Genomic DNA, 22,361 nt, shown 5'->3' with positions numbered 1-22,361 from the left:
CATTCCACCACCGCCGGGAATGCAACGCCCTCGATCCCAGCCCGCGCTCAGACATCGCCGCCCGAAAATCCAACGGTTGAGCGCGCCTCGGCCGGGTTTTTCAGCGTCCTGTTAGAGGCGATCAAGCCGAAGCTCTTCATGCCGCGCCAGAAGGGTAAAGTGACATTGTACATACGCGAAGCGCTACGGGACGCGGAAGAGCCGCTCACGACCCGCGAACTGGCCTATATCGTCATGCACAGGCGGGGCATGGATACGACGGATAACAAGGAGGTTAGGAATATGGCGCAGCGCACGGCACGGCAGCTCCCCGATTTGCGGGCCAAGGGGCGGGTGCGGTCGGAGGTGGGGCCGAAGCGAGAGATGTTGTGGTGGCTTGCTTGATCGTCAATCCTTTCGCGTGCGAAACAAGACATATGCCGCAAATGCGCGGCGGTCTTTTATTTCCGCAGAGCTAAATGTATCTATAACAGCTTCTGTATCTAAAATGTCTTGCTGAACAGAGCTCTTGTGTAGAATAATACTTGGATCGTAATCACATTTGTGCCTCTTTACCTGCATCGTGGCAAAATGCTGCGCAAATTCCTGAATTTCGTTGGGAAATTTTGTTATGATTTCGCCATTAGTGCATGCATTTTTTGTGAACTTATGCTCTAGGGCTCGGTAGACTTGATGCCAAGCCTCATCGCTACGAGAAGAGGACCGGCCGCCGACAAGCAAGTCGGCCCCGCACCGCGCTAAGCAGTGAAACATCGCATAGTATGCTGTGCTGGTAGCGCGACGCAGGTTCGTTTGTTTTGGCTTTCCGCTCCGTACATCAAGAAGATGGCGAGCGGTGTCTAAAAAATCACGCGGCTTCAGTCTTGCTCTTCCTCATTTCAGAATCGGCAATAAAGGAAAAAACAGGAAACCCAGGCTCATCCACTTCATGCAGCTTGGGCAGGACATGTCGCGTCAGACCAACTGTCTTTCTTGAATCTAGGTGCTTTTTGTCAGCGCTAAACACCACATCGATCATCAAGATACGCTGGCCATCCTCATCAAGGTCAGGCGTTACGTCAACAGATACGATACGGACATCGTTAAAACGCTCTCTAACGACGCGTTCAACGGCTTCGCGCACCTTTCTGTAATCTGCGTGTGCCATGTCGCCCTCCCAGCATTGAGGGAAATGTAGCTCTTTATGGGGTGCCTGTGAATCCCCAAAGACGCCTTGTCACACGTTCCCCATATGTCTCAGTAGGGTTACCATCTTGAAAGCCGAGACCTTACAACCTGTTAACAGGCGGCCCGCTGCCAATATCCCGACCACTGTCGCGACAGCGGATGCGCCATCACGGATGAGGCGACAAGCTGATATAGCGCGCCGTTCGGCTCGCGGCGATAGTTTTCCCGCCATGCCATCTCGGTCGCGTAGGCATGGAGATAGCGACCGCTGATGTGGTGGTGCGTGCCGATCTCGGCACAGCGCAGACGGGCAAAGTACGACTCGGCTTGGTTCGTGCACACGCCATCATCGCTGAACGCGATGCTGTGGTTGATCCGGCTCGTGTTATAGTAGGCGTGCAGCTCGTCCCATCCTGACGCCTCGTCAGCGAACACATGGGCGCCGTCCAGATCACGCTCGCGGATGGTCGGGACCGAGTCATCCTCGCCCCGGAACACGAAGGGCAGCGCACGGCCCGTGCGCTCGCGCATGACGACGCCGGAGCGGCGCTTGCCGGTCTGCTGGTATTCCTTCTTGCGCCGGTTAACGCGTTCCTCGGCCTTGTTTTCCTTGCGGATCGAACCGCCGAAATACGCACCTTCGATCTCGACCTCGCCCGACAGCTTGGCGTCGGTCGCTTCCGCGCTCACGGCCTCGCGCAGCTTATGCGCCAAAACGAAGACCGTCTTGTATTGCACGTCCAGATCGCGGCTGAGCTGCAACGCGGCCATGCCCTTGGCGCTGTTCACGAACAGCGCGATGGCCAGCAGATAGTCGCGTAACGCGGGCTTGCGGCTCGCGAAGATGGTGCTGCTGGTATCGGAGAACTGGTGGCCGCAGCCCTTGCACTTGAAGATTGGGCGGGAGGCGTACTCATAGACCGCCAGACAGCCGCGGCGTGGGCAGAACGGCTCGCCGTCCGTCTCGGCCCGACGGATGGCCCGGAACGTCGCACGCGCCTCGTCATCGCTCATGCGCGCCACCTTGGCGACGCTGAGCGTGCGGGCCTGGGCGGAGAGGAGGAAATGTTGGGCCATCGTTGTCAATGAGGTTTCTATCGAATATGTTGATCTTCGTCACGGGAACGGAAATATGGCAATGCCGGAACGGGACGAGTGGCACCAGAAGGTGAGCGGGATTATCAAGGCGGAGCTAAAGCGCCGGAATATGACCTACAAGCAACTCGTGGACCGGCTGGTGGAGCTTGGTGTGCACGAGAGCGAACGGAATATCGCGAATAAGCTCAGCCGGGGCGGCTTTACGGCTGTGTTTTTTGTTCAGTGTCTTGTGGCAATGGGAGTATCGACAGTTCGCCTAGATGATTAGCTTTCATCATCGTGGGGCAAATCCACGATTTGATGAAGGTTTGTAACTTTGTAGGCGATTGGCCTTCCTGCACGGGTTTCAACGTTCACATCTACATTAAATCCTTTGTAGTATATATTGTCCCGAGTATCGCGAATTTCATGCTTTATCCGCTCTTCGACCATATCTGACGCGTATATTAACGGCAAATCTTTTTCCGATATACTTTCTATTATCACGCGTTCGCCGCTACGCTTACCCAATTCGACATCACCGACATCAGATCTTTTAAATGTCATTAACACACGCGGGTAATCGACGTGTTGGCTGGAATCTAATTCGTTTTTGTGAAATTCAATTTGTTGCATTGTGGTGCGAGCCGCGCTGGTATCAAATCGCACGCTTGCTCGTATTTTCTTTTCACTATCTTCAAATTCAGCAGCTTGGATCGTTATTTTACCATTTGGATCATGCGCAACACCAGACAGGCCATCCATAAAGTCCTTCAAGTCTGATTTTTTCGCCTCGGGATCGCGGCCTCCTTCTTTAGAATAAAAGCCTAACCGCGTTCCATACCTGCGCACAAAATCCTCAACAATGATAGCTGCGTCCATTGACTGCAGTAATGCAGCACCAGTCATATAAATCCACGGGACAAGATCAGCCTCAATAGAACCTTCTCGCACTTGTTTGATATATATCTGCGATTCAGACTTTAGATTAGGATAATTCTGACGAATATACTGCTCATATTGGCCAGATAACGATGTAAACGCAGCCACAAAATCGCTTAGCTCGATCGGCTGCTCAAGGTCAAGGTTCAAGACGATATGCGGCGGTTCACTGGCCATTGCCGCACTGTAGGTTGTCCAGCCGTTCGTGTCACGTCTCATGGCGTGCCCTCCAATCGGTTGGAGCGTGATCTGTAGGTGTGCTTGCTACAGAAGGCCGGAAAATCAGTCGTCTCCCCCCTGTGTGGAAGACAGGCTGCCGTCAGGCAGCCAGAGGGGTGCCTCCGCGTCACCTTCATTGGCGCTGGATTAACGAAGCATAAAACTAGGAATATTGACCTATCCGACAAGCCCCGCTACGCTGCCCGTCCGACTTTGCACGACGAACCAACGGAAGCGATGCATGAACCAGAAACCGACACCGCCGCGGGAATTTCCGTTACCGTATGCAAACGTCATCATCCGTCAACATGATGTTACAGGGCGGCGATTGGGCGTGCCCGCCATGTGTTGCCTCCCTCCGCTGGCGGGCCTAGCGTCGCGGGAAGAGCTTCGTAAACGCAACGCACAGGGAGAACCGTAATGAGCGTCGCCGTCGTCGTGGGAGCCGGGCCCGGATTGGGGGCCGCGTTGTGCCGGCGGTTCGCGCAGGGAGGCTTGAAGGTTGCCGCCGCGCGCCGCCGCAAGGACGAGCTGGAAGACCTGGCGGGTCAGGTGGGCGGGCGCGCCTATGCCTGCGACGCCACCCGGCAGTCCGATGTGGAGACGCTGTTCGAGGACGTCGCGCGCGACCTCGGCACGCCGGAGCTGGTGGTCTTCAACGCCGGGGCATTCCGCCCCGGCGGGCTGTTGGATATCGACGCCGCGACCTTCGAGGATTGCTGGCGGGCGTCCTGCCTGGGCGGCTTCCATGTGGCGCAGGCGGCGGTGCGCGCGATGCTGCCGCGCGGGCGCGGGACGCTGATCTTCACCGGCGCCACCGCCTCGCTGCGCGGCGGGAAGAACTTCGCGAACCTCGCCGTGCCGAAGTTCGGCCTGCGCGCGCTGGCCCAGTCGACGGCGCGGGAGTTCGCGCCGCAGGGCATCCATGTCGCCCACACCGTCATCGACGGCCAGATCCAGAACGAGACGCGCGGCGGGCGTCACAGCGAGGGCGAACGCGGGGCCGACGCGCTCTTGAAGCCGGAAGCCATCGCCGAGGCCTACTGGCAACTCCACCAGCAGCCGCGCAGTGCCTGGACGCACGAGATGGACCTGCGCCCCTGGGTCGAGACGTTCTAGCGTCCCGTCGCCCCTGGGCGCGGTCCTCAATCCTCCAGATCGCGCCCGCTGCTCGGTTCGTCCTCGCCGGGCTCCTCGGGCAGGATGCCCTCCTCGCCCGCCGCCTCCTCGACCCAGGCGCTGCCCAGCGGCGAGGTGCGGGTGGCGGTGACGACGTAGCTGGACTGCTCTTCCGCCGTGGGCGCGGCGCGACGCGTCATGCGGTAGAGCGAGAAGGCAGCGATGCCGACATGGATCGCCGAAAGATACCACAGGAAGCCGTCCGGCCCGGTCAAGTCCATCACCAGGCCCGTCGTCGACGGCCCCAGGATCGCGCCGATGCCGGTGGCAAGGACTAGGCCACTGCTGGCCGCGACCATCTGGCGCGGCTCCAGGTGGTCGTTGGTATAGGCGATGAACAGCGAATAGAGCGTCAGCACGGTCCCGCCCAGCGCCAGGGCAAGCAGCAGCAGCCCGGTGTCCGACACCCGCGCCATGGCGACGGCAGCGGCGGCCAGCACGGCGGCTGAGAGCGCCACGACGGTGATCACCTTGCGCCGGTCGATGCGGTCGGAGAGCTTGCCGATCGGCCACTGGAAGATGGCGCCGCCGACGATCAGCGCGCCCATGAAGATCGACACCTCCGACACCGTCAGCCCGCTGGTGCGCGCATAGACCGCGCCCATGCCGAAGATCGTGCCGTTGGCGATGCCGGTGGCGAAGCAGCCCACCGTGCCCAGCGGCGAGATGCGGTAAAGCTGGCGCATGCTCAGCGGCTCGGGCGTGGCGCTGTCGGGCTGGCGCGTCGCGCTCAGCAGGATCGGCACCAGGGCCAGCGAAACGATGATCGAAACCAGGATGAAAAGATCGTGGCTGCCGGGATCGGACACGTTCAGCAGAAGCTGCCCGCCGCCCATGCCGAGATAGCTCACCACCATATAGACCGAGAACAACCTCCCGCGCAGCTCGTTCGTGGCGCGATCGTTCAGCCAGCTCTCGGTCACGACATAGAGGCCGGCGTAGGCGAAGCCGGTCATCACCCGCATCAGGCCCCAGACCAGCGGCGTGACGAAGATGCTGTGCACCAGGATGGCGATGGACGCGATGGAGGCGAGCGCCGCGAAGACGCGGACGTGGCCCACCCGTTGCACCGCGCGCGTGGTGATGGTCGAGCCGGCCAGGAAGCCGATGAAATAGCCCGACATGACGAAGCCGGTGACGCTGTCGCCGAAGCCCTCGCCCGACGCCCGCACGCCCAGCAGCGTGCCCTGCAGGCCGTTGCCCAGCATGATCAGGCCCATGCCGATCAAAAGCGACCAGACGCCCCAGGCGGCGCTGACCGTCTCGTTCCGGGATACGCGCGTCGCGATGGTCGAGGCCATCCGCCCCTCCGGCGCCTAGAGGTGTCACGAAAGCTAGGCGGTGCTGCCCTTGACGAGCGCGACGCCGCCGATGATGAGGGCGATGCCGGCCAGCTTGATCGGCGTGAAACTCTCGCCGAAGAAGGCGGCCCCCGTCAGCGCCACGCCGACCACGCCAAGCCCGGCCCAGATCGCATAGACGAAGCCGACCGGCAAGGTCTTCAGGGTGAGCGCCAGCAGGTAGAACGCGATGGCGTAGCCGCCCACGACAAGGAAGCTTGGCCACAGCCGCGTCATCCCGTCCGAGGCCTTCAACGCCGAGGTGGCGACGACCTCGCTTATAATCGCGAGGCCGAGCAGTACGTAGGACCCGATGGACATCATTGCCGCGTCAGCGCCTCCAAACGCGCCAGAAGCTCCGCCCGCTCGTCCTTCGAAAGGGCGGGAATGCCGAAGATATCGTTCATCCAGAGCCCGTCCGCGGCCAGACGGACAATGTTCGCCATGACCGGATCGACGCCGTCCTCATGCAGCCGCGCCTGCCAAACCTCCTGCCGCTCGCGCACCTCATCCAGTTGCGCCGGGTCGGTGGCGCCGGCGGCCAGCAACGCGACGGCCAGCCGGCCCGTCGGATCGGTCGCCGGGATGCCGTCGGTCAAGCACGCCTGTAAATAGCCGCGCGTCCAGCTTCCCGGCGCGCTGTCGCTTTGCCGGTGCGCGTCGATGCGCTCTTCCGTCACCTCGACCAGCCGGCCGACCATGGCCGTCAGCAACGCCTCTTTCGAGCCATAGTGGTAAAGCAGCCCACCCTTGCTGAGCCCGGCCTCCTCCGCCACGGCCTCCAGCGTCAGCCCCGTCACGCCGCGCGCCAGCACGACCCGCCCGGCCGCTTCCAGAATCTGCTGCTTTGTGTCCACTTGCGTCATACCGAATATGTGAACCGTCCAGACGGTATAGTCAAGTGGATATGTTGTGACGAAGAATGCTGTTCCGCTTTGCCGGGAGCGCCCTCGCCCCCTCTCCGCCCGACGCGGAGGAGAGGGGGCATGATTGCGACGGCGCCGGGTCTTGAAGCCGCTCTGCGGGAAGCGCTATCAGGCTGCCCGGACTTCCTCTACGAATGTTCTGACCTTCGCCCGGAGCGCGCTGGACTGCTCGCCAAGCTGTCCGACAGCCGAGACGACCTGCTCCGCGGCGGTACCCGCCTCGCCCGCGGCTTGGTTGACGCTGGAGATGTTCTTGTTGACCTCTTGCGTGCCGGTCGAGGCCTCGTTGACATTGCGGGTAATCTCGCGCGTCGCCGAGGACTGCTCCTCGATGGCCGAGGCGATGGAGGATGCCGCCTCGTCTATTTCCTTCACGCTGCGCTCGATACGCTCGATGGCGGCGACGGCTTCCTTGGTTTCGCCCTGCACCTTCGAGATGCGCCCGGAGATCTCGTCGGTCGCCTTCGTGGTCTGCTCGGCCAGTTGCTTGACCTCCTGCGCCACGACGGCGAAGCCCTTGCCGGCTTCCCCGGCGCGCGCGGCCTCGATGGTCGCGTTGAGCGCCAGAAGGTTCGTCTGCTCGGCGATATCCTTGATGAGTTGGATGACGTCGCCGATCTTGTCGCCCGCCTCGACGAGCGCCTGGACCTGGGAGCTCGCCTTCTCGGACTCCTCCCGGGCAAGGCGCGCTTTCTGACTGGACTGGGCGATCTGTCCGCTGATTTCGTCGATGGAGTTCGATAACTCCTCGGCCGCCGAGGCGACGGTCTGGACGTTTGCCGTGGCCTGCTCCGAGGCGGAGGCGACGGTCTGGGACTGGCGGCTGGTCTCCTCGGCGATCGCGCCCATGGACTGCGCGGTGGAATTCAACTCTTCCGTGGCGGAGCCGACGGTTTCCACGACCTCGCCGACCTCGGCCTCGAAGCGGTCGGCGAGCTGGTTCATCTGCTGGCGCTTCTCCTCCTCGGCGCGCAGCTCGGCCTCTTCCTGGCGGCGCTTGAGGTCCTCGGCCTCTTGCGAGGTTTGCTTGAACACCGCCATCGCCTGTGCGATCTCGCCAATCTCGTCCCCCCGGTCGGCGCCATAGACCTCGGTATCCAGCTTACCCTCGGCAAGCCCCTTCAGGGCGCCCACACACCGGCGTAGCGGGTTGACGACACCCCTTTGCGAGATCGTCAGACCCAGCAGGATACCGCCCAGAATGCCCGCAAGCGCGACGACGAGCATCGCTGTCCGTACACGCTCGGCGGTTTCCTCCGCGACGGAGGCGACGCGGTCGCCCTTCCGGTCGGTCGAATCCACATAGCCGGAGACGATGTCGCGAAGCTCCCGCGCGCTTTGCCGGCTTTCACGGACGGAGTGCAGGATTTCCTCACGCGACGCGTCGAGGGCGACGCTGTCCTGCCGCGCCGCCGTCTTCAGGGTCTCCCGAAAGTCGGCCATGTAGGCGGCATAGGCCTCCGTAATCCTTTCCAGTTTCGCGGCCTGCTTACCGCTGGCGCTGGCCCGCGCGGCAGCGAGGCGCTCCTCGAATGCCGCCTGGCGTGCGTCGACCTCCGCGCGCACATCGTCGACCACATCCGGATCGACGGCGACGCGATACTCGGCCCGGTTCAGTTCCACGATGTCCTGGTTCATCCGCGCGCCGAGCTTGGCTTCGACCGCGGTCAGATTGATCCGTTCAGCCGCCGAGCTGACCCGATTCAACGACCACGCCCCGCCGGCCGCGATCGCGACGGCGGCAATTGCCAGCACCCCGACTACCGCCATGATTTTCGTACCGACGCGATACTGTCCGCCATCGAAAAGTTTCAGTTTGTTCGACCGCATGGTTCGCCGCCCTCATAGGTATAATTCAGGTCTAGATATCCTCTTGTCCGGTTATTTGTTTGAAGTAAAACTTTCGTTAATAATGCGATAACTCTCAATCCATAGATTTTGCCTTCAAAATTATGGAATTATTTTTGTACCTTATTGGTTTTGGGCAAATTGGTGAGGTTAAATGTAATAATAAATCGCAAGACATACCCTACCCGCACGGCCGCATGGATTGCGAACGTGCATCACCGCACGAACTTTTGACAAGAAAACTGGTGACGCCGTCAGCCGGCGGCCATCTCGCGCTCAAGTGCCGCCATCAGTTGCGACGCGGGCAGGCGGCGGCAGAGGGCGACGCCCTGACCGGCCCAGAGGGAAAGGAACTCCGGACGGCCCTGCCTGGCGGCGGCCGCGCGGATGTCCTTGGTCAGCGTGTTCTGCACCGGATAGGGCGCGATGGGCGGATTGGCCTCCGCCATCTCGGCGATGAAGCGGTTGCGCAGGCCGCGTGCCGGCTTGCCGGAGAACGCGCGGGTCAGCGCGGTGCCGTCGTCGCGGCCGGTTTCCAGTGTGCGCTTGTAAACCTCCGGGATGCCGCACTCGTCGCAGGTCAGGAAGGCCGTACCCAGTTGCGCGGCCCCCGCACCGGCCCTCATGGCGGCGGCGATGCCCTGCCCTGTCATGATGCCGCCGGCGGCGACCACCGGCAGGCGAAGCTTGGCCTGCAGTTCCTGCAGCAGCGGCAGCAAGCCGACCAGCCCCTGCTCGTAATCCACAAGGAAGGTGCCGCGATGGCCGCCGGCCTCCATACCCTGCGCGACCACGACGTCGACAAGGCCGGTATCCTCCAGCGTCAATGCCTCCGCCAGCGTGGTGGCGGTGCCTATCACCGTGACGCCTTTCTCCCGGAAGGCGCGCAGGATAGCCTCGTCGGGGATACCGAAGGTGAAGGAGAACGCGGGCACATCGGCGCTCAGCGCCGCCTCCGCCTGTCGGGCGAAGTCGGGCGCGAAGCGGTTCGCGATCTCCGGCTCCGGCAGCCCGAGCTCGGCCCGGAACGGGGCCAGCGCGGCGTTCGCGTCGGCTGCCGGCGCACCTTCGTTCGGGCCGCTGTCGGGGACGAACAGGTTGACCTGAAACGGCTTGTCGGTGAGCCGCCGGACCGCCCGGCACGCCTCGGCAATCGCCTCCGGCTGCATGTAGCCTGCACCCAGCGCGCCCAGGCCGCCGGCGTTCGAGACGGCGGCCACAAGCTCCGGCGTCGTGGCGCCGCCGGCCATCGGCGCCTGCAGGATCGGCAGGCGGATGCCCAGGCGTCCGCCCAGGTCAGGCCGCGTCGACACGGATCGCCTCCAACGCCTCGCGGATGCCCTCGGGAATGGCGACCGCCGCCGTCATCTCGTTGCGCGGCACGAAGACGTGGACGAAATGACCCTCCGCCGCCGCCTGTTCCCGATCCTGCTTGAACAGCCCGATCTCATAGCGCACCGACCGCCGCCCCAGGTGCGGGACACGCAGCCCCGCCTCCACCGGCTCGGGGAAGGTGATGGCCGCCTTGTAGCGGCAGCTGGATTCCGCGCAGACCCCGATCACCTCGCCATTCTGGATATCCAGCCCGCCGGCGCGGATCAGGTACTCGTTGATGACCGTGTCGAAGTACGAGTAGTAAACCACGTTGTTCACGTGGCCGTAGATGTCATTGTCCATCCAGCGCGTGGGGATGGTGAGAAAGTGCGGATAGTCCGCGCGGGTGGTGGGCTGCTGCTCGCTCACGTCGGCTCCATCTCGCAATCGCGAAAACCGCATCTTCAATGCATCCGGGCAGCTGTGCTGTCAATCGCAGGCGCAAGAACCGGCGCGGCCGCCGGGCAGGGCTTGAAGGCGGCGGCAAGCTGCGATTAGGTCGCACGACCTGAAACGCCAGCATAGAGCCCGAGTCGACCATGCCGTGCCGCACCGCCATCATCGGCCCCTGCCCCGCCGCCACGGAAAGTGCCGCGCGTTCGGCGGAAAAACCGTCAGCCGACGAGCACCCGGACGTCATGGAGGCGACGCAGGCGTCGGTGCACGAACAGGATAAGCTTGGCATCGATATCCTCGACGAGGGCGGCCTCCACCGTCGCCATCCCGTCTTCGACACGCTGCGCCACCTGCGCGGGGTCGAGGTGCCTGATGTCAGAGCGCTGGAGCGGGACGAGGGAGACGAGGAAAAGGAGGTCCCGCTGGCTCGCCTGCGCCGCCCAATAGCGCCCGGCCACCGCTACCTCCGCCACGACTGGCGCGCCGCGCAGGAGGCCACGCACAGGCCGGTGCAGCTTGCCCTGCCCGGCCCGCTGACCCTTGCCGGCTTCATCGAGGACGAGGTCTACGGCGACGAACGCGCGCTCTGTGCCGCCCTGGGCGATGCGCTGAACCACGAAATCCGAGATCTGGCCGCCGCGGGCTGCCCCTGGATCCGTATTGACGAGCCGCGCTTCCTCACCGCGCCGGAATGGGCCGTGGCCTTCGGCGTGGACAATCTGGCGCGCTGCTTTCACCGCGTGCCGAAGGGGGTGACGCGCTTCGTCCACCTGCCACGCGCGGCGCCAGCGGCGCTGGACGAGCCGGACTCGCAGGGCTCGGAAGATACCGGTTATGCGGCGATTGCCGAGGCGCTGGCCGATGCGCCCATCGATGCCGTGGCGCTGGCCGACGCGCGGCGGGCGAACGACCTGTCACTGTTGGAGGCCTTCACGGCAACGACGGTCGTGCTGGGCGTGCTGGACGTCGCGGCCTCGAACCTGGAAACGGTGGACGCGATCCGCGACCGCCTGCGCGCGGCGCTGGACCACATCGACCCGCACCGCCTGATGGCCGGGCCGGACGCGGCGCTCGACCTTCTTCCCGCCACGCTGGCCCGCGACAAGCTGAAGACAATGGTTGCCGCCGCGCGGGCGGTTTAGGACAGCGCGTGCCCGCATTCCAAACGCCGCGCCGCCGGTCCGGACATCCGGCGTCTGCTCAAGCGTCTATGGTTCGGAAAAGAGAAGAATTGGTGGAGCCGAGGGGGATCGAACCCCTGACCTCTACAATGCCATTGTAGCGCTCTCCCAGCTGAGCTACGGCCCCACCGTGGGAGAACCGACCGGGCGGATCCGCCCGGCGGCGTCAGGCCGGGAAACTAAGCATCCCCGGCCCCTCTGACAAGAGGGAAATCGCATGGCGCGGCAGCAATTTCACGGCGCCGCGATATCGCCCCCGGTACGACACGCGACCGGACGTGGACAGCCGGCCGCATCGGTATATCAGCGGCCTTCCTCGTCCTCCTCGCCCTGGACGTCGAAGCCCTCTTCCTCGCCAAGTTCAGAGACGTCCTCGATCATATCGTAGTTCTCGTCGCCTCCTTCTTCCGACGAGGACTCATGGATCTCCTCCGTCTCCTCGGCGGCCTCGGGCTCCTCGGCCTGTGCGGCAGGCGCCTTCTCGGCCACCGCCTCGCGCGGCTGGCTGCGAGCCGCCGAACGGCTACGCCGCGAGCGCGTCGGCGTTTCGCTGGTATCGAACTCGGCACCGCACGACGGGCAGACGATCGGCGAGCGCTGCATGTCATAGAACTTGGTGCCGCAGGACTGGCACTGACGCTTCTTGCCCCACTCCGGCTTTGGCACGGCTGTCTCCCTTTCGTTCCCCCACGCGCGTGCGCGGGCTTGTAACCGGGCGAAGGCAATTGCCATGGGGCGGGGCGAACTGTCAAAAGGTAATTGACCCTCGCCGCGCGACCACACAAAAAACCCTGCCGGCAATCTCCTGCCCCGCACGCCCTGGAAGGAGCCATACGTGAGTACGATGCCCCCGCGTCCGCTGACAGCCAAGCCCTCGCCCGCGCTTGCCGGGGAATGCCGCGTTCCGGGCGACAAGTCGATCTCGCATCGTGCGCTCATGCTGGCCGGGCTCGCCGTGGGGGAAAGCACGATTCAAGGCATGCTGCTGGGCGAGGACGTCCTGGCCACCGCCTCGGCGATGGAGCACCTCGGCGCAACGATCGAGCGAGGCGCCGACGCCTGGCACGTCTGGGGCCGCGGCGTCGGTGGCCTGCGGGAGCCGGCCGAGGTGCTGGACCTCGGCAACTCGGGCACCGGCGCGCGGTTATTGATGGGCGTGCTCGCGGGTCAGCCGATCACGGCGTTCCTGACCGGCGACGCATCGCTGCGCCGGCGCCCGATGAACCGCGTTGTTGCACCGCTTCTCCAGATGGGCGCGCGGGTGACGGCGCGCAGCGGCGAACGCCTGCCGCTTGCCATTACCGGAACGGCGGAGCCGCTGCCGATCCATTACGAGCTTCCCGTCGCCTCGGCGCAGGTGAAGTCGGCGGTGCTGCTGGCCGGCCTGTCCGCGCCCGGCGAGACGCAGGTGGTGGAGCCGCAGGACACGCGCGACCATACCGAGCTGATGCTGCGCGCCTTCGGCGCCGAAATCGCCGTCGAGCGGAGCGATACCGGGCGCCTGACACGCCTGACCGGGCAGCCGGAGTTGACCGGCCGCCGCGTGAACGTGCCCGCCGATCCATCCTCGGCGGCCTTTCCGGTCGTCGCCGCCCTGCTGATCCCCGGCTCGCGCCTGAGGGTCCCGGCTGTGGGCATGAATCCGCACCGCACCGGCCTGTTCACGACGCTGCGGGAGATGGGCGCCGACATCGTGTTCGAGAACGAGCGCGAAGAGGCGGGGGAGCGCGTGGCCGATATCACGGTCAGCGCCGGCCGTTTGCGCGGCGTGGAGATTCCGGCCGCACGCGCGCCCTCGATGATCGACGAGTACCCGATCCTGGCGATGGCGGCAGCCTGCGCAGAGGGGCGGACGGTGATGCACGGCGTCGGCGAGTTGCGCGTGAAGGAAAGCGACCGGCTTGCCGCCGTGGCCGAGGGGCTGGCCGCCTGCGGCGTCGATGTCGAGACGGGCGAGGACTGGCTGGCGGTTCACGGCCAGGCCGGCCGGCCGCGCGGCGGCGCCACCGTGGCCGCGCAGCTCGACCACCGGATTGCGATGAGCTTCCTGGTACTGGGCCTTGCGAGCGAAAAGGGCGTCACGGTCGATGACGCCGCGCCGATAGAGACCTCGTTTCCGGGATTCGCCGACACCATGCGGGCCGCCGGCGCGGATATCGCCGAGGCGTAGACCTGCACCCTTCGGGCGTCAGGCGTGGCCTTCTCCCTGCCCCTGCCCGCGCTCGGCTTCGTCCAGGCCGCGCTTGAGTTGATAGAAGATGTAGACCACGGCCATCACGAAGATCAGCAACCCGCCATAGTAGATGCCGCCATCCTTGGCATTCGCGGCGAAGTAAAGGGCGATCAGGCCGAAAATGCCGATCAAGCCGCTTATGATGGTCCTGCCGACGACACCCATCTTTCCTCCTTGCCTGCGCTGCAATGGCCGCTCTTCACGCCATGGCTGTTACAGCTAGAGGCTCGTGCCGGCAAGGACATTGACGCAGGTCAACGCGCCGCACGCTTGCGGCCTGCCGACGCACCCCGGTGGCCATGCTGCTGGCGGCGGGGCAGATCGATACGGAAAGAGGTCCCCTCGGCCGTCGATTGCTCAAGACGGATGTCGCCGCCGTGCGCGCGCACCAGATCGCGGGCGATGGCAAGGCCAAGGCCGGTCCCGCCCTGCTTCACCGTGCCCGCGAAGGGCTGGAAGATGTTCTCGTAGGCCCTTGGCGGCAGGCCGGGACCGTCGTCCTCGATCCGGATGCTCAGCCCCGACTCGGTTTCCTCGCCGCGTACGCTGACACGGCTGGCCCCGGCTTCGATGGCGTTGCGGCCGATGTTCGCAAAGACGCGGTAAAGCTGATCGCGGTCGGCCTCCAGCTCCAGGCCCTCGGGCAGCATGTTCCGCCATGCGCCCTCGTGTTCCGAAGCAGGCAGACCGAAACCGACATCCTCGACAAGCTCGCCGAGGTCGAACCGGGTCAGATTGAGTTGCGGCGGCCCTTCGCGGCTGAAGTTCAGGGTTTGCACGCACAGGTTCACGGCGCGGTCTATCGCCTTCACCAGTGTCGGCGTCACCCGACGCACCTCCGGGTCGTCGCTTTCCGACAGGCGGTCGGAGATCAGCCGGGCCGTGGAGAGGATGTTCTTCAAATCGTGGTTGATCTTGGTGACCGCGATGCCCAGCGCCGCCAGCCGCGCCTTCTGATGCAGCGCGGCTGTCAGGCGCTCCTGCATCGAGGCCAGCTCGTGCTCGGCGACGCCGACCTCGTCGGTGCGGGCGGAGGGGCGGATATGGTTGGACAGATCCTCCGGGTCCTCGCGAAACCGCGTCATGCTTTCGGTGAGGCGGCGCATGGGCCGCACGAGCAGCATGTGCAGGCTGAGATAGACCAGCGCGGCGGCGAACAGGGATATGACGAGCGACAGCCCCAGAATCCGCTCGCCGAACGCCAGCATCGCCCGGCACAGCGGCGCCTCGTCGACGACCACCTCGACCATCGCCGAGCCGTCCTGCGGCGAGGTGCCGATCACCCGCAGCCGCCTGTCGCCGGGGCCAAGCAGCGATGAGAAAGCGTCGCCGATCAACTGGAAGGTGCCCGCCTCGCGCAGGTCGTAGGTGGCATCGACCCGCTGCGGGGTCTCCTGCATCAGGATCAGCTTGCGCTCGCCCGGTTCGCGCAAAGCAACGGAGTAGGCACCGGCGTGCGAGAGAAGCCGCTTCTCGATCGCCTCGCCCACCGCCTGGTCCGGCGTTGCCTGCAAGGCCAGCATGGCAAGATGGCCGTTGGCCAGCTTCTCTTCCAGGTAGTTCAAGCGATAGCGCGCGATCGACGGGACGAAGATCATCACTTCCGCCAGCATGACGAAAAATATCGTCAGCACCAGCAACCGGGCGGACAGGCCTTTCGCGACATGCGGAAGATTGAGCGAACGCGCATTCATGGCACCGGACTATAGCACGAGCCCGGGCGCCTTACGCCATAGAACCGGGATCGGAAACCGCGGTCTGGGCCCCGGCCGCCGGGGACAGGCAATGCCGCTGCCCCCGGTCGGCGAGGCGCTCAAACCCGCATCATCCCGTGACGCGTCAATCCGTTCAGTCGGGCTTGCAGGGATTGCACGGGTTGCATGGGTTGCACGGATTGCAGGGGTTACAGGGATTGCACGGGTTGCAGGCCGCGATCTGGGTAGAGGTGTCGATATCCTTGGCCTGCGCGTCCGGCAGCGCGACGGCCGCACTGCTGGCCAGCGTCGCAACACTCAGCGCCACGGCGGTCTTCTTCCACATGGGAGCCCTCCTGTCATTTCGTTCAAGCCGTCAAGGCGGCCATGCCGGCCGCCCGGCTCGTCGGATACGCGCGTTCGACGGCGCGATACGTGAAGTCTCATCGAGTCCCGGACACGACGCCAATCAAAGATCGGACGAAATTTTTCAAATCCGCGTGAAGGATCCGGCAAGAACGCAGGCGAAATTTGCTAGCCTACCCCAGACGGGCCAGAAGGCGCACGATTCGCCGGGTGCGCTCGGAGAACAGCTTCGGCGTGTAATAACTGCCGGCCGCGCGCTTCGACACCTCGCCAAGCGTGGGATAGGGCACGATCGTCTGCGCCATGTCGCCGACCTTCATGCCCTTCTGCATGGCGAGGATCCAGGGCTGGATCAGCTCCCCGGCATGCTCGCCCGCGATGCCGCAGCCGAGCACCTTGCCGCGCTTGTCGGTGATGGCCTTGATCAGACCGTGCGTGTTTCGCTCGGCCTGGGCGCGGTCGTTCTCGGCGAAGGGCCAGCGCAGGACATGGATTGCGCCGCCGCGCTCGCGTGCCTGCGCCTCGCTCAGGCCGACCTGGGCCAGCTCCGGCGTGGTGTAGGTGACGCGGGGCACGGCGGAATGGTCGGCCTTGGCGGGAATCCGGAACAGCGCGTTCTTGATGACGATCCCGGCGTGATAGCCGGCCACGTGCGTGAACATCGGCCCGCCACCCACATCGCCGGCGGCGAAGACCCGGCGGTTCGTCGTGCGCAGCCGCCGGTCGACCACCAGCGCGCCATCGCGCCGCTCGATCCCCGCGGCCTCCAGGCCGAGGCCATCGAGGACCGGACGGCGGCCGGCCGCGACCAGCAGGTGGCTCCCCTGCAGCCGGCGCTCGCCTCCATCGGCCTCAAGCGTCACCTCGATGCCGCCCCCCTTCGCGGCCACAGCGGACACGGCCACGCCCTCGTGCAGGTCGACGCCGTCGGCGCGCAGGCTCTGGCGCACGCACTCGCCCAGTTCCTCGTCCTCGTGCGGCAGGACCCGCGCCATCTCGATCAACGATACCTTGGCGCCCAGATGCGCGAACGCCTGCCCAAGTTCGCTGCCGATGGCGCCGGCGCCGATCACGATCAGGTGCTCGGGCCGCTCGCTCAGATCGAAGATCGTCTCGTTGGTCAGGTAAGGCGTCTCGGCAAGCCCCGGAATCGGTGGGACGGCGGCGGTCGATCCGGTGGCCAGCACGAAGCGCCGTGCGCGTACGCTGTGCTCGCCGACGCGCACCTCGCGCGGGCCGACGAACGACGCCTCGCCGCGCAGGACGGTGACGCCCAGGCCCTCGAAGCGTTCCTGCGAATCCATCGGCTTGATGGCATCGATGACGCCGTGCACGTGATCGTGCACGGCCTGGAAGTCGACGCGCGGCGGATCGTAGGTCACCCCGAAAGCGCGCGCGGCCGCGCCCAGGCGCGCCGCCCGGCCCGCCGCCAGCAATGCCTTTGACGGCACGCACCCGTAGTTCAGGCAGTCGCCGCCCATCTTGCCGCGTTCGACAAGCACGCAATCCGCGCCCATCTGCTGCGCGCCGGCGGCGATGGCAAGACCGGCCGATCCGGCGCCGACGATGCACAGATCCGGCGTCAGACGAGAGTTTTTCATATTGCGAATATGCCCTATCAGCGCGGCGATGTCCGCCGTCCGCGATATTTCTTGTACGCCACCGGCAGCATCGCCAGAACGGCCAGGCCAAGGATCGGCCCCAGGATCACGGGATCGAAGATTATGCCGATATCCGGTGTTTGGCCCGCCGCGAAGACGGCGCCAAGCCCGTTGCCCAAACTGGCATAGACCAGCGAACCCGGAACGATCCCCACCAGCGTGCCAAGGGTGTAGGTGCCAAGCGGAACGCCGAGGAATGCCGGAACCAGATTCACCAGCCAGAACGGACAGACCGGAATGAGCCGCAGAACGAGGAGATAGCTCAACGCGTTCTCCTGGAACCCCGCCCGCATCCGCTTGACCGCCGAGCCAGCCTTTTCGAGCAGGATATCGTGCAACGCTGTCCGGGCGGCAAGGAACACGGCGACGGAGCCTAACGTCGCGCCGATCACGGCATAGGCGGCGCCGAGCCAGGTTCCGAACAGGAAGCCGCCCAGGATCGTCAGGATGGCACCGCCGGGAATCGACAGCGCCGCCACCAGCGCATACGCAAGGATATAGCCGGCGGACGCGAGGAACGCGTTCTCTTCAACCTGCCCGGTCAGCCAGTCACGGTGTTCCGCCAGTGCCTCGAAGCTGAGATAGCGGTCCAGGTCCAGCAGGAAAAATGCAGCGAAACCCAATGCCAGTATCAGGACCGGCAGCAGACGCCGCAGAACGGGCTGCTTCGTATCGCCGTTTCCATTCACCTCGCGCATGGAGGCATCTTCCCCTCGGCGCTGGACCGGTTCAACTTCGCTTTTCATGGCCATTTCCGAACGGATCGCGGCATTCCTTTGGCGGGCGGTGGTCCTTATCCCGGGGCGGCCCGCACGGCCGTCTATGTATCAGCGAGCGCACGAAGGCCAAATAAACGCTGCTCAAACACTTGTGATAGGTATGCGAACAATACCACCTGCTGTCGCGTAGCCGGCCGCCCGTCGTTGACACGGGCGGTAGCGGTGCTTATACCCCTGACGCAAATTCGCAAAAGCCGCCTCATAACGGAGTATTTGCTGTGAAGCGCACATTTCAGCCGAGCGTGCTGGTCCGCAAGCGCCGGCACGGTTTCCGCGCGCGGATGGCCACTGTCGGCGGCCGCCGCGTTCTCAACAACCGCCGCCGCCGGGGCCGCAAGCGCCTGAGCGCCTGACCCGCGCGCCGAGGAACCCAAGCGCGCCGATGACGGAGGTCGGGCGGCTGACCAAGCGGCCCGAATTCCTGCGGGTTGCCGGCGGCCGACGCAAATGGGTCATGCCCGGTGTCGTGGTGCAGGCGCTGCCTCGCGAGGAAGCGGCCGAGACCCGGTCGGACCATGCCGGGGACGGGAACGAGGACGCGCCACAGGCGCGTCTGGGCATCACGGTTTCGCGCAAGGTCGGCAACTCGGTGCAACGCAACCGTGCCCGCCGGCGTCTTCGCGCCGCGGCCAGAGCGGTTCTCCCCGAGGTGGGGCGGCCCGGTTACGACTATGTCGTGATTGGGCGGAAGGCGACCTTGACGCGGCCGTATGCGGATCTGGTCGCCGACCTGCGTACGGCCGTCCGCAAGCTGAGCGCGAACGGCCATCGGCCGCGCGGAAACCCGGAACCCGGCAACTGCGGGCATCGGCGGGACAAAAGGGAACGGTGATGACACAGGCGTTGGCGGCGGCGAAGGCGGGCGTTGCGGCAATTCTCCGCGCGGCGCTGCTGATGCTGGTGTACGCGTACCAGGGCCTGTCGGCGGTCACGCCCTCGTCGTGCCGGCATGAACCAAGCTGCTCGCACTACGCGATCGAAGCGCTGCGGCGCCACGGGCCGCTGCGCGGCGGCTGGCTGACCCTGCGGCGTCTGGCGCGCTGCCATCCTTGGGGCCGCTGGGGCTACGACCCGGTGCCCGAACCCGCCGCGCGCGACGGCCGGAAGCGTGGGTGCGGCGACCGTGGCGACGCCTCGAAGGCGGGCGTGGCGAACTTCTGAACCAACGGCGAAGGCGATGGAACAACGCAACCTAATCCTGGCGATCGTCGCCTCGGTCGCCATCCTGCTCGGTTTCGAGCTGCTGTATAACGCGCCTCAGCGCGAGGCCGAACTTGCCCAACAGGTGCAGCAACAGCAGCAGCAGACGAGCGAGGATGAGCAGCCGACCTCCGGCGCGAACATGCCGCAGGCCCAGCAGGGCGAGGTGCCCGGCGCGGCGCCTGGCGTGCCCAATGCGCCGGACCGCGACGAGCTGGTCGCCGAGGGCCCGCGCGTCACCATCGACACGCCGACGCTGAGGGGGTCGATCTCGCTTGTCGGCGGGCGCATCGACGATCTGACGCTGCGCAACTACGAGCAGACGATCGAGCCCGACAGCGGCAAGATCGACCTGCTCTCCCCGCCGGGCTCGGAGCAGGCGTACTACGCCGCCTTCGGCTGGGTCGCCGCCGAGAACGGCGCGGACCTGCCGAATGGCGAGACGCGCTGGTCCGCCGACGGCGAGACGCTGGCCCCGGGCCGGGATCTGACGCTGACGTGGACGAATGACGCCGGGCTCACCTTCACCCGCGTGTACGCCATCGACGAGAGGTACATGTTCACGGTCACCCAGCGGGTGACCAACGAGTCGGGCGACGCGGTGTCGCTGGCGCCCTACGGCCTGATCTCCCGACGCGGCACGCCGGACACGCTGGGCTACTACATTCTGCACGAAGGCCCGATCGGCGTGCTGAACGGTACGCTGGAAGAGATCGACTACGACGACCTTCAGGACGACGGTCCGATCACCCAGCGCACGACCGGTGGCTGGCTCGGCATCACCGACAAGTACTGGCTGGTCAGCCTGATCCCGGATCAGGATACCGGGGTGCGCACGCGCTTCCTGCATGCCGACGCGGGCGGCGTGTCGAAATACCAGACCGACTTCATGCACGACAGCGTGCGCCTCCAGGCGGGCGAGAGCCTTGAGCGGACGAGTCGTCTGTTCGCGGGCGCGAAAGAGGTTTCGGTCCTTGACCATTACAAGGACAACCTTGGCGTTCCAATGTTCGACAAGGCCGTCGACTTCGGGTGGTTCTACTTCCTGACCAAGCCGCTGTTCAAAATGCTGCACTTCTTCGCGCAGTATACTGGCAACTTCGGCGTCGCCATCCTGATCCTCGTGGTCATCATCAAGCTTCTGTTCTTCCCACTGGCCAACAAGTCCTATCGCTCCATGGCCAAGATGCGGAAGCTGCAGCCTGAAATGGTGAAGCTGCGGGAGCGGTTCGCCGACGACAAGCAGCGGCTGAACCAGGAGATGATGGCGCTCTACAAGCGCGAGGGCGCCAACCCCGCCTCGGGCTGCCTGCCCATCCTGGTGCAGATCCCAGTGTTCTTCGCGCTTTACAAGGTGCTTTTCGTCACCATCGAGATGCGCCACGCGCCCTTCTTCGGCTGGATCCAGGATCTTTCGGCGAAAGATCCCACGGCGATCACCAATCTCTTCGGCCTGGCGCCCTGGGGCGTGCCGGAGCTTGGTGCGCTGAGTGTCGTGAACATCGGCATCCTGCCGCTGATCATGGGCGTCACCATGTACCTCCAGCACATGCTGAACCCGCAGCCGGCGGACCCGACGCAGGCGAAGATCTTCAAGCTGATGCCGATCATGTTCACCTTCCTGCTGGCGCAGTTCCCGGCCGGGTTGGTGGTCTACTGGACGTGGAACAACCTGCTGACGATCCTGCAGCAGTACGTGATCATGAGGCGCGCCGGCATGCAGATTGGCGGCAAGCAGGAATCGATGCTGCCGGCCCTGGGCAAGACCAAGGGCGACGCCAAGGAATCGGAGAAGGAGGAACCCGCCGCCTCCACCAAGGCTGCGGACGGTGCCGAGGAGAAACAGGCCACGGCGAGCCAGCCGGACGAGGAGGAAAGCGGCGAAGCGGGCAAGGCCGCGCTTGCCACGGCGGAAGCCGGCGCTGGCTCGCAGACGCAGTCGGCGGACGAGAGTGCTGTCGGCGGCAAGGCGCAATCCGGCGGGGAGCGCCCGCGCAATCCCGCCGCGAAGTCGCGTTCCAAGGGGCGCGGCAGCGGCGGCAAGGGCCGCAAGGGGCGCAAGCGCTGACCGCGCCCTGCCGGTCGGGGCGAACACCATGAGCGGGCAGGCCGACAATTCCGGCGAGGCGACGACGGCGGACATGGCCGATCCGGAATTCGTTCGCTGGCTGTTTGCGCAGGAATCCCGGTTCCTGGCCGGCGTCGCGCGGCTGGAGCAGCTTCCCGCCTTCGACCTTCCGGAAGTCGCCTTCGCCGGGCGCTCCAACGTCGGCAAGTCAAGCCTGCTGAACGCGCTCACCAACCGCAAGGCCCTGGCCCGCACCTCGCACACGCCGGGACGGACACGGCAGATCAACTTCTTCGATCTCGGCGGACGCCTGATCCTTGTGGATCTGCCCGGCTATGGCTACGCGCAGGCGCCGAAGACGGATATCCGGCAATGGACGCGGCTGACCCGCGACTACCTGCGCGGGCGGCCGACGCTGCGCCGCGTCTGCCTTCTGATCGATGCCCGGCGCGGCGTGCAGGAGAGCGACCGCGAGGTGATGGCCGAACTGGACGCGGCCGCCGTTTCCTATCAGATCGTTCTCACCAAGGCCGACAAGGTTTCCACCGCCGAACTGGACGAGTGCGTCAAGAGCATTGAGCGGCTGCGCAAGGCGCATGTAGCCTTGCACCCCTCGGTTCGCGCGACCTCCGCCCACAAGGACAGGGGTATTGCCGAACTGCGCGCGGAAATTGCCGCGCTAGCAACCGACGGTCGTAGGGGTTAGAGTGC

25 protein-coding genes and 1 tRNA gene are annotated in these 22,361 nt (G+C 65.1%); 10 read left to right on the top strand and 16 right to left on the bottom strand.

Features of this window, described 5'->3' with window-relative positions; genetic code table 11:
- The coding region (locus DRB17_RS20375; protein WP_206607946.1) for a hypothetical protein at positions 1–384 on the top strand (384 nt) is incomplete at its 5' end.
- 463 nt (positions 385–847) lie between these two features.
- On the opposite strand, the gene DRB17_RS20055 is transcribed toward DRB17_RS20375, so the two are convergent.
- Positions 848–1,147 (bottom strand): hypothetical protein, encoded by a 300-nt coding sequence (locus DRB17_RS20055; RefSeq protein ID WP_147274961.1) that lies wholly within the window; start codon positions 1,145–1,147, stop codon positions 848–850.
- Positions 1,148–1,278: 131 nt separating this feature from the next.
- A complete protein-coding gene (locus DRB17_RS18575) occupies positions 1,279–2,244 on the bottom strand; it encodes an IS1595 family transposase (protein ID WP_114583730.1) in 966 nt (321 codons plus the stop codon).
- A 55-nt stretch (positions 2,245–2,299) separates the two neighbouring features.
- Between DRB17_RS18575 and DRB17_RS18570 the strand changes: the two genes are divergently transcribed.
- Positions 2,300–2,533, top strand: a complete 234-nt coding sequence (locus DRB17_RS18570; RefSeq protein WP_206607945.1) for a DUF6471 domain-containing protein — start codon at positions 2,300–2,302, stop codon at positions 2,531–2,533.
- Here DRB17_RS18570 and DRB17_RS20050 read toward each other — a convergent pair.
- On the bottom strand, positions 2,530–3,405 hold the full coding sequence (locus DRB17_RS20050) for a hypothetical protein (protein ID WP_147274960.1): 876 nt from the start codon (positions 3,403–3,405) through the stop codon (positions 2,530–2,532). The two genes, DRB17_RS18570 and DRB17_RS20050, sit on opposite strands and share 4 nt — an antisense overlap.
- Before the next feature lie 420 nt (positions 3,406–3,825).
- Between DRB17_RS20050 and DRB17_RS18565 the strand changes: the two genes are divergently transcribed.
- The gene (locus DRB17_RS18565; protein WP_114583729.1) at positions 3,826–4,524 is read left to right on the top strand and encodes an SDR family NAD(P)-dependent oxidoreductase; all 699 of its coding nucleotides are present in this window, start codon (positions 3,826–3,828) and stop codon (positions 4,522–4,524) included.
- A gap of 26 nt (positions 4,525–4,550) precedes the next feature.
- Here DRB17_RS18565 and DRB17_RS18560 read toward each other — a convergent pair whose 3' ends face one another.
- From DRB17_RS18560 to DRB17_RS18535, 6 genes are all read right to left on the bottom strand, one after another.
- Complete coding sequence (locus DRB17_RS18560) at positions 4,551–5,885, bottom strand: MFS transporter (protein WP_114583728.1); 1,335 nt, start codon at positions 5,883–5,885, stop codon at positions 4,551–4,553.
- 33 nt (positions 5,886–5,918) lie between these two features.
- Complete coding sequence (locus DRB17_RS18555) at positions 5,919–6,248, bottom strand: DMT family transporter (protein WP_114583727.1); 330 nt, start codon at positions 6,246–6,248, stop codon at positions 5,919–5,921.
- On the bottom strand, positions 6,245–6,790 hold the full coding sequence (locus tag DRB17_RS18550) for a TetR/AcrR family transcriptional regulator (RefSeq protein ID WP_114583726.1): 546 nt from the start codon (positions 6,788–6,790) through the stop codon (positions 6,245–6,247). Before DRB17_RS18550 ends, DRB17_RS18555 begins: the two co-directional genes overlap by 4 nt.
- Positions 6,791–6,958: 168 nt before the next feature.
- The gene (locus DRB17_RS18545; RefSeq protein WP_114583725.1) at positions 6,959–8,680 is read right to left on the bottom strand and encodes a methyl-accepting chemotaxis protein; all 1,722 of its coding nucleotides are present in this window, start codon (positions 8,678–8,680) and stop codon (positions 6,959–6,961) included.
- Between the two features lie 272 nt (positions 8,681–8,952).
- Positions 8,953–10,011 carry an NAD(P)H-dependent flavin oxidoreductase gene (locus DRB17_RS18540; RefSeq protein WP_114583724.1) on the bottom strand — a complete coding sequence of 353 codons (1,059 nt, stop codon included), beginning with the start codon at positions 10,009–10,011 and terminating at the stop codon, positions 8,953–8,955.
- Positions 9,995–10,441 carry an acyl-CoA thioesterase gene (locus DRB17_RS18535; protein WP_114583723.1) on the bottom strand — a complete coding sequence of 149 codons (447 nt, stop codon included), beginning with the start codon at positions 10,439–10,441 and terminating at the stop codon, positions 9,995–9,997. Before DRB17_RS18535 ends, DRB17_RS18540 begins: the two co-directional genes overlap by 17 nt.
- A gap of 170 nt (positions 10,442–10,611) precedes the next feature.
- Here DRB17_RS18535 and DRB17_RS18530 point away from each other — a divergent pair, with 170 nt between their 5' ends.
- Positions 10,612–11,610: a uroporphyrinogen decarboxylase/cobalamine-independent methonine synthase family protein gene (locus DRB17_RS18530; RefSeq protein WP_114583722.1), complete on the top strand. Its 999-nt coding sequence runs from the start codon at positions 10,612–10,614 to the stop codon at positions 11,608–11,610.
- A 90-nt stretch (positions 11,611–11,700) separates the two neighbouring features.
- On the opposite strand, the gene DRB17_RS18525 is transcribed toward DRB17_RS18530, so the two are convergent.
- Positions 11,701–11,776, bottom strand: a tRNA-Ala gene (locus DRB17_RS18525).
- A 176-nt stretch (positions 11,777–11,952) separates the two neighbouring features.
- A complete protein-coding gene (locus DRB17_RS18520) occupies positions 11,953–12,315 on the bottom strand; it encodes a TIGR02300 family protein (protein ID WP_114583721.1) in 363 nt (120 codons plus the stop codon).
- A gap of 178 nt (positions 12,316–12,493) precedes the next feature.
- Here DRB17_RS18520 and aroA point away from each other — a divergent pair, with 178 nt between their 5' ends.
- Entirely contained in the window at positions 12,494–13,819 is a 1,326-nt protein-coding gene (gene aroA / locus DRB17_RS18515; protein WP_114583720.1) for a 3-phosphoshikimate 1-carboxyvinyltransferase, read from the top strand.
- Between the two features lie 18 nt (positions 13,820–13,837).
- On the opposite strand, the gene DRB17_RS18510 is transcribed toward aroA, so the two are convergent.
- The 5 genes from DRB17_RS18510 to DRB17_RS18490 form a co-directional block, all read right to left on the bottom strand.
- Positions 13,838–14,047 (bottom strand): hypothetical protein, encoded by a 210-nt coding sequence (locus DRB17_RS18510; RefSeq protein ID WP_114583719.1) that lies wholly within the window; start codon positions 14,045–14,047, stop codon positions 13,838–13,840.
- 89 nt (positions 14,048–14,136) lie between these two features.
- Entirely contained in the window at positions 14,137–15,576 is a 1,440-nt protein-coding gene (locus DRB17_RS18505; RefSeq protein WP_114583718.1) for a sensor histidine kinase, read from the bottom strand.
- A gap of 154 nt (positions 15,577–15,730) precedes the next feature.
- Positions 15,731–15,922, bottom strand: a complete 192-nt coding sequence (locus tag DRB17_RS18500) for a hypothetical protein (protein ID WP_114583717.1) — start codon at positions 15,920–15,922, stop codon at positions 15,731–15,733.
- Positions 15,923–16,115: 193 nt separating this feature from the next.
- Positions 16,116–17,543, bottom strand: a complete 1,428-nt coding sequence (locus DRB17_RS18495) for a dihydrolipoyl dehydrogenase family protein (RefSeq protein WP_114583716.1) — start codon at positions 17,541–17,543, stop codon at positions 16,116–16,118.
- 17 nt (positions 17,544–17,560) lie between these two features.
- Complete coding sequence (locus DRB17_RS18490) at positions 17,561–18,349, bottom strand: TVP38/TMEM64 family protein (protein ID WP_241503893.1); 789 nt, start codon at positions 18,347–18,349, stop codon at positions 17,561–17,563.
- Positions 18,350–18,600: 251 nt separating this feature from the next.
- Here DRB17_RS18490 and rpmH point away from each other — a divergent pair, with 251 nt between their 5' ends.
- The 5 genes from rpmH (at position 18,601) to yihA (ending at position 22,356) form a co-directional block, all read left to right on the top strand.
- Positions 18,601–18,735 (top strand): 50S ribosomal protein L34, encoded by a 135-nt coding sequence (gene rpmH / locus DRB17_RS18485; RefSeq protein ID WP_114583715.1) that lies wholly within the window; start codon positions 18,601–18,603, stop codon positions 18,733–18,735.
- A 29-nt stretch (positions 18,736–18,764) separates the two neighbouring features.
- Positions 18,765–19,214, top strand: coding sequence for a ribonuclease P protein component (gene rnpA, locus DRB17_RS18480; protein ID WP_114583714.1), 450 nt, complete (start codon positions 18,765–18,767; stop codon positions 19,212–19,214).
- Positions 19,214–19,543, top strand: a complete 330-nt coding sequence (yidD, locus tag DRB17_RS18475) for a membrane protein insertion efficiency factor YidD (protein WP_114583713.1) — start codon at positions 19,214–19,216, stop codon at positions 19,541–19,543. The genes rnpA and yidD overlap by 1 nt, the downstream gene beginning before the upstream one ends.
- 16 nt (positions 19,544–19,559) lie before the next feature.
- Positions 19,560–21,650, top strand: coding sequence for a membrane protein insertase YidC (gene yidC / locus DRB17_RS18470; protein WP_114583712.1), 2,091 nt, complete (start codon positions 19,560–19,562; stop codon positions 21,648–21,650).
- Between the two features lie 73 nt (positions 21,651–21,723).
- On the top strand, positions 21,724–22,356 hold the full coding sequence (gene yihA, locus DRB17_RS18465) for a ribosome biogenesis GTP-binding protein YihA/YsxC (protein ID WP_241503894.1): 633 nt from the start codon (positions 21,724–21,726) through the stop codon (positions 22,354–22,356).
- Positions 22,357–22,361 lie beyond the last annotated feature (5 nt).

Origin of the sequence: Ferruginivarius sediminum, from assembly GCF_003344765.1 — a bacterium.
Taxonomy (GTDB): Bacteria; Pseudomonadota; Alphaproteobacteria; order Kiloniellales; family Rhodovibrionaceae; genus Ferruginivarius; species Ferruginivarius sediminum.
The sequence above is the reverse complement of the archived record's forward strand: the minus strand, read 5'-3'. Positions and strand labels throughout refer to the sequence as shown.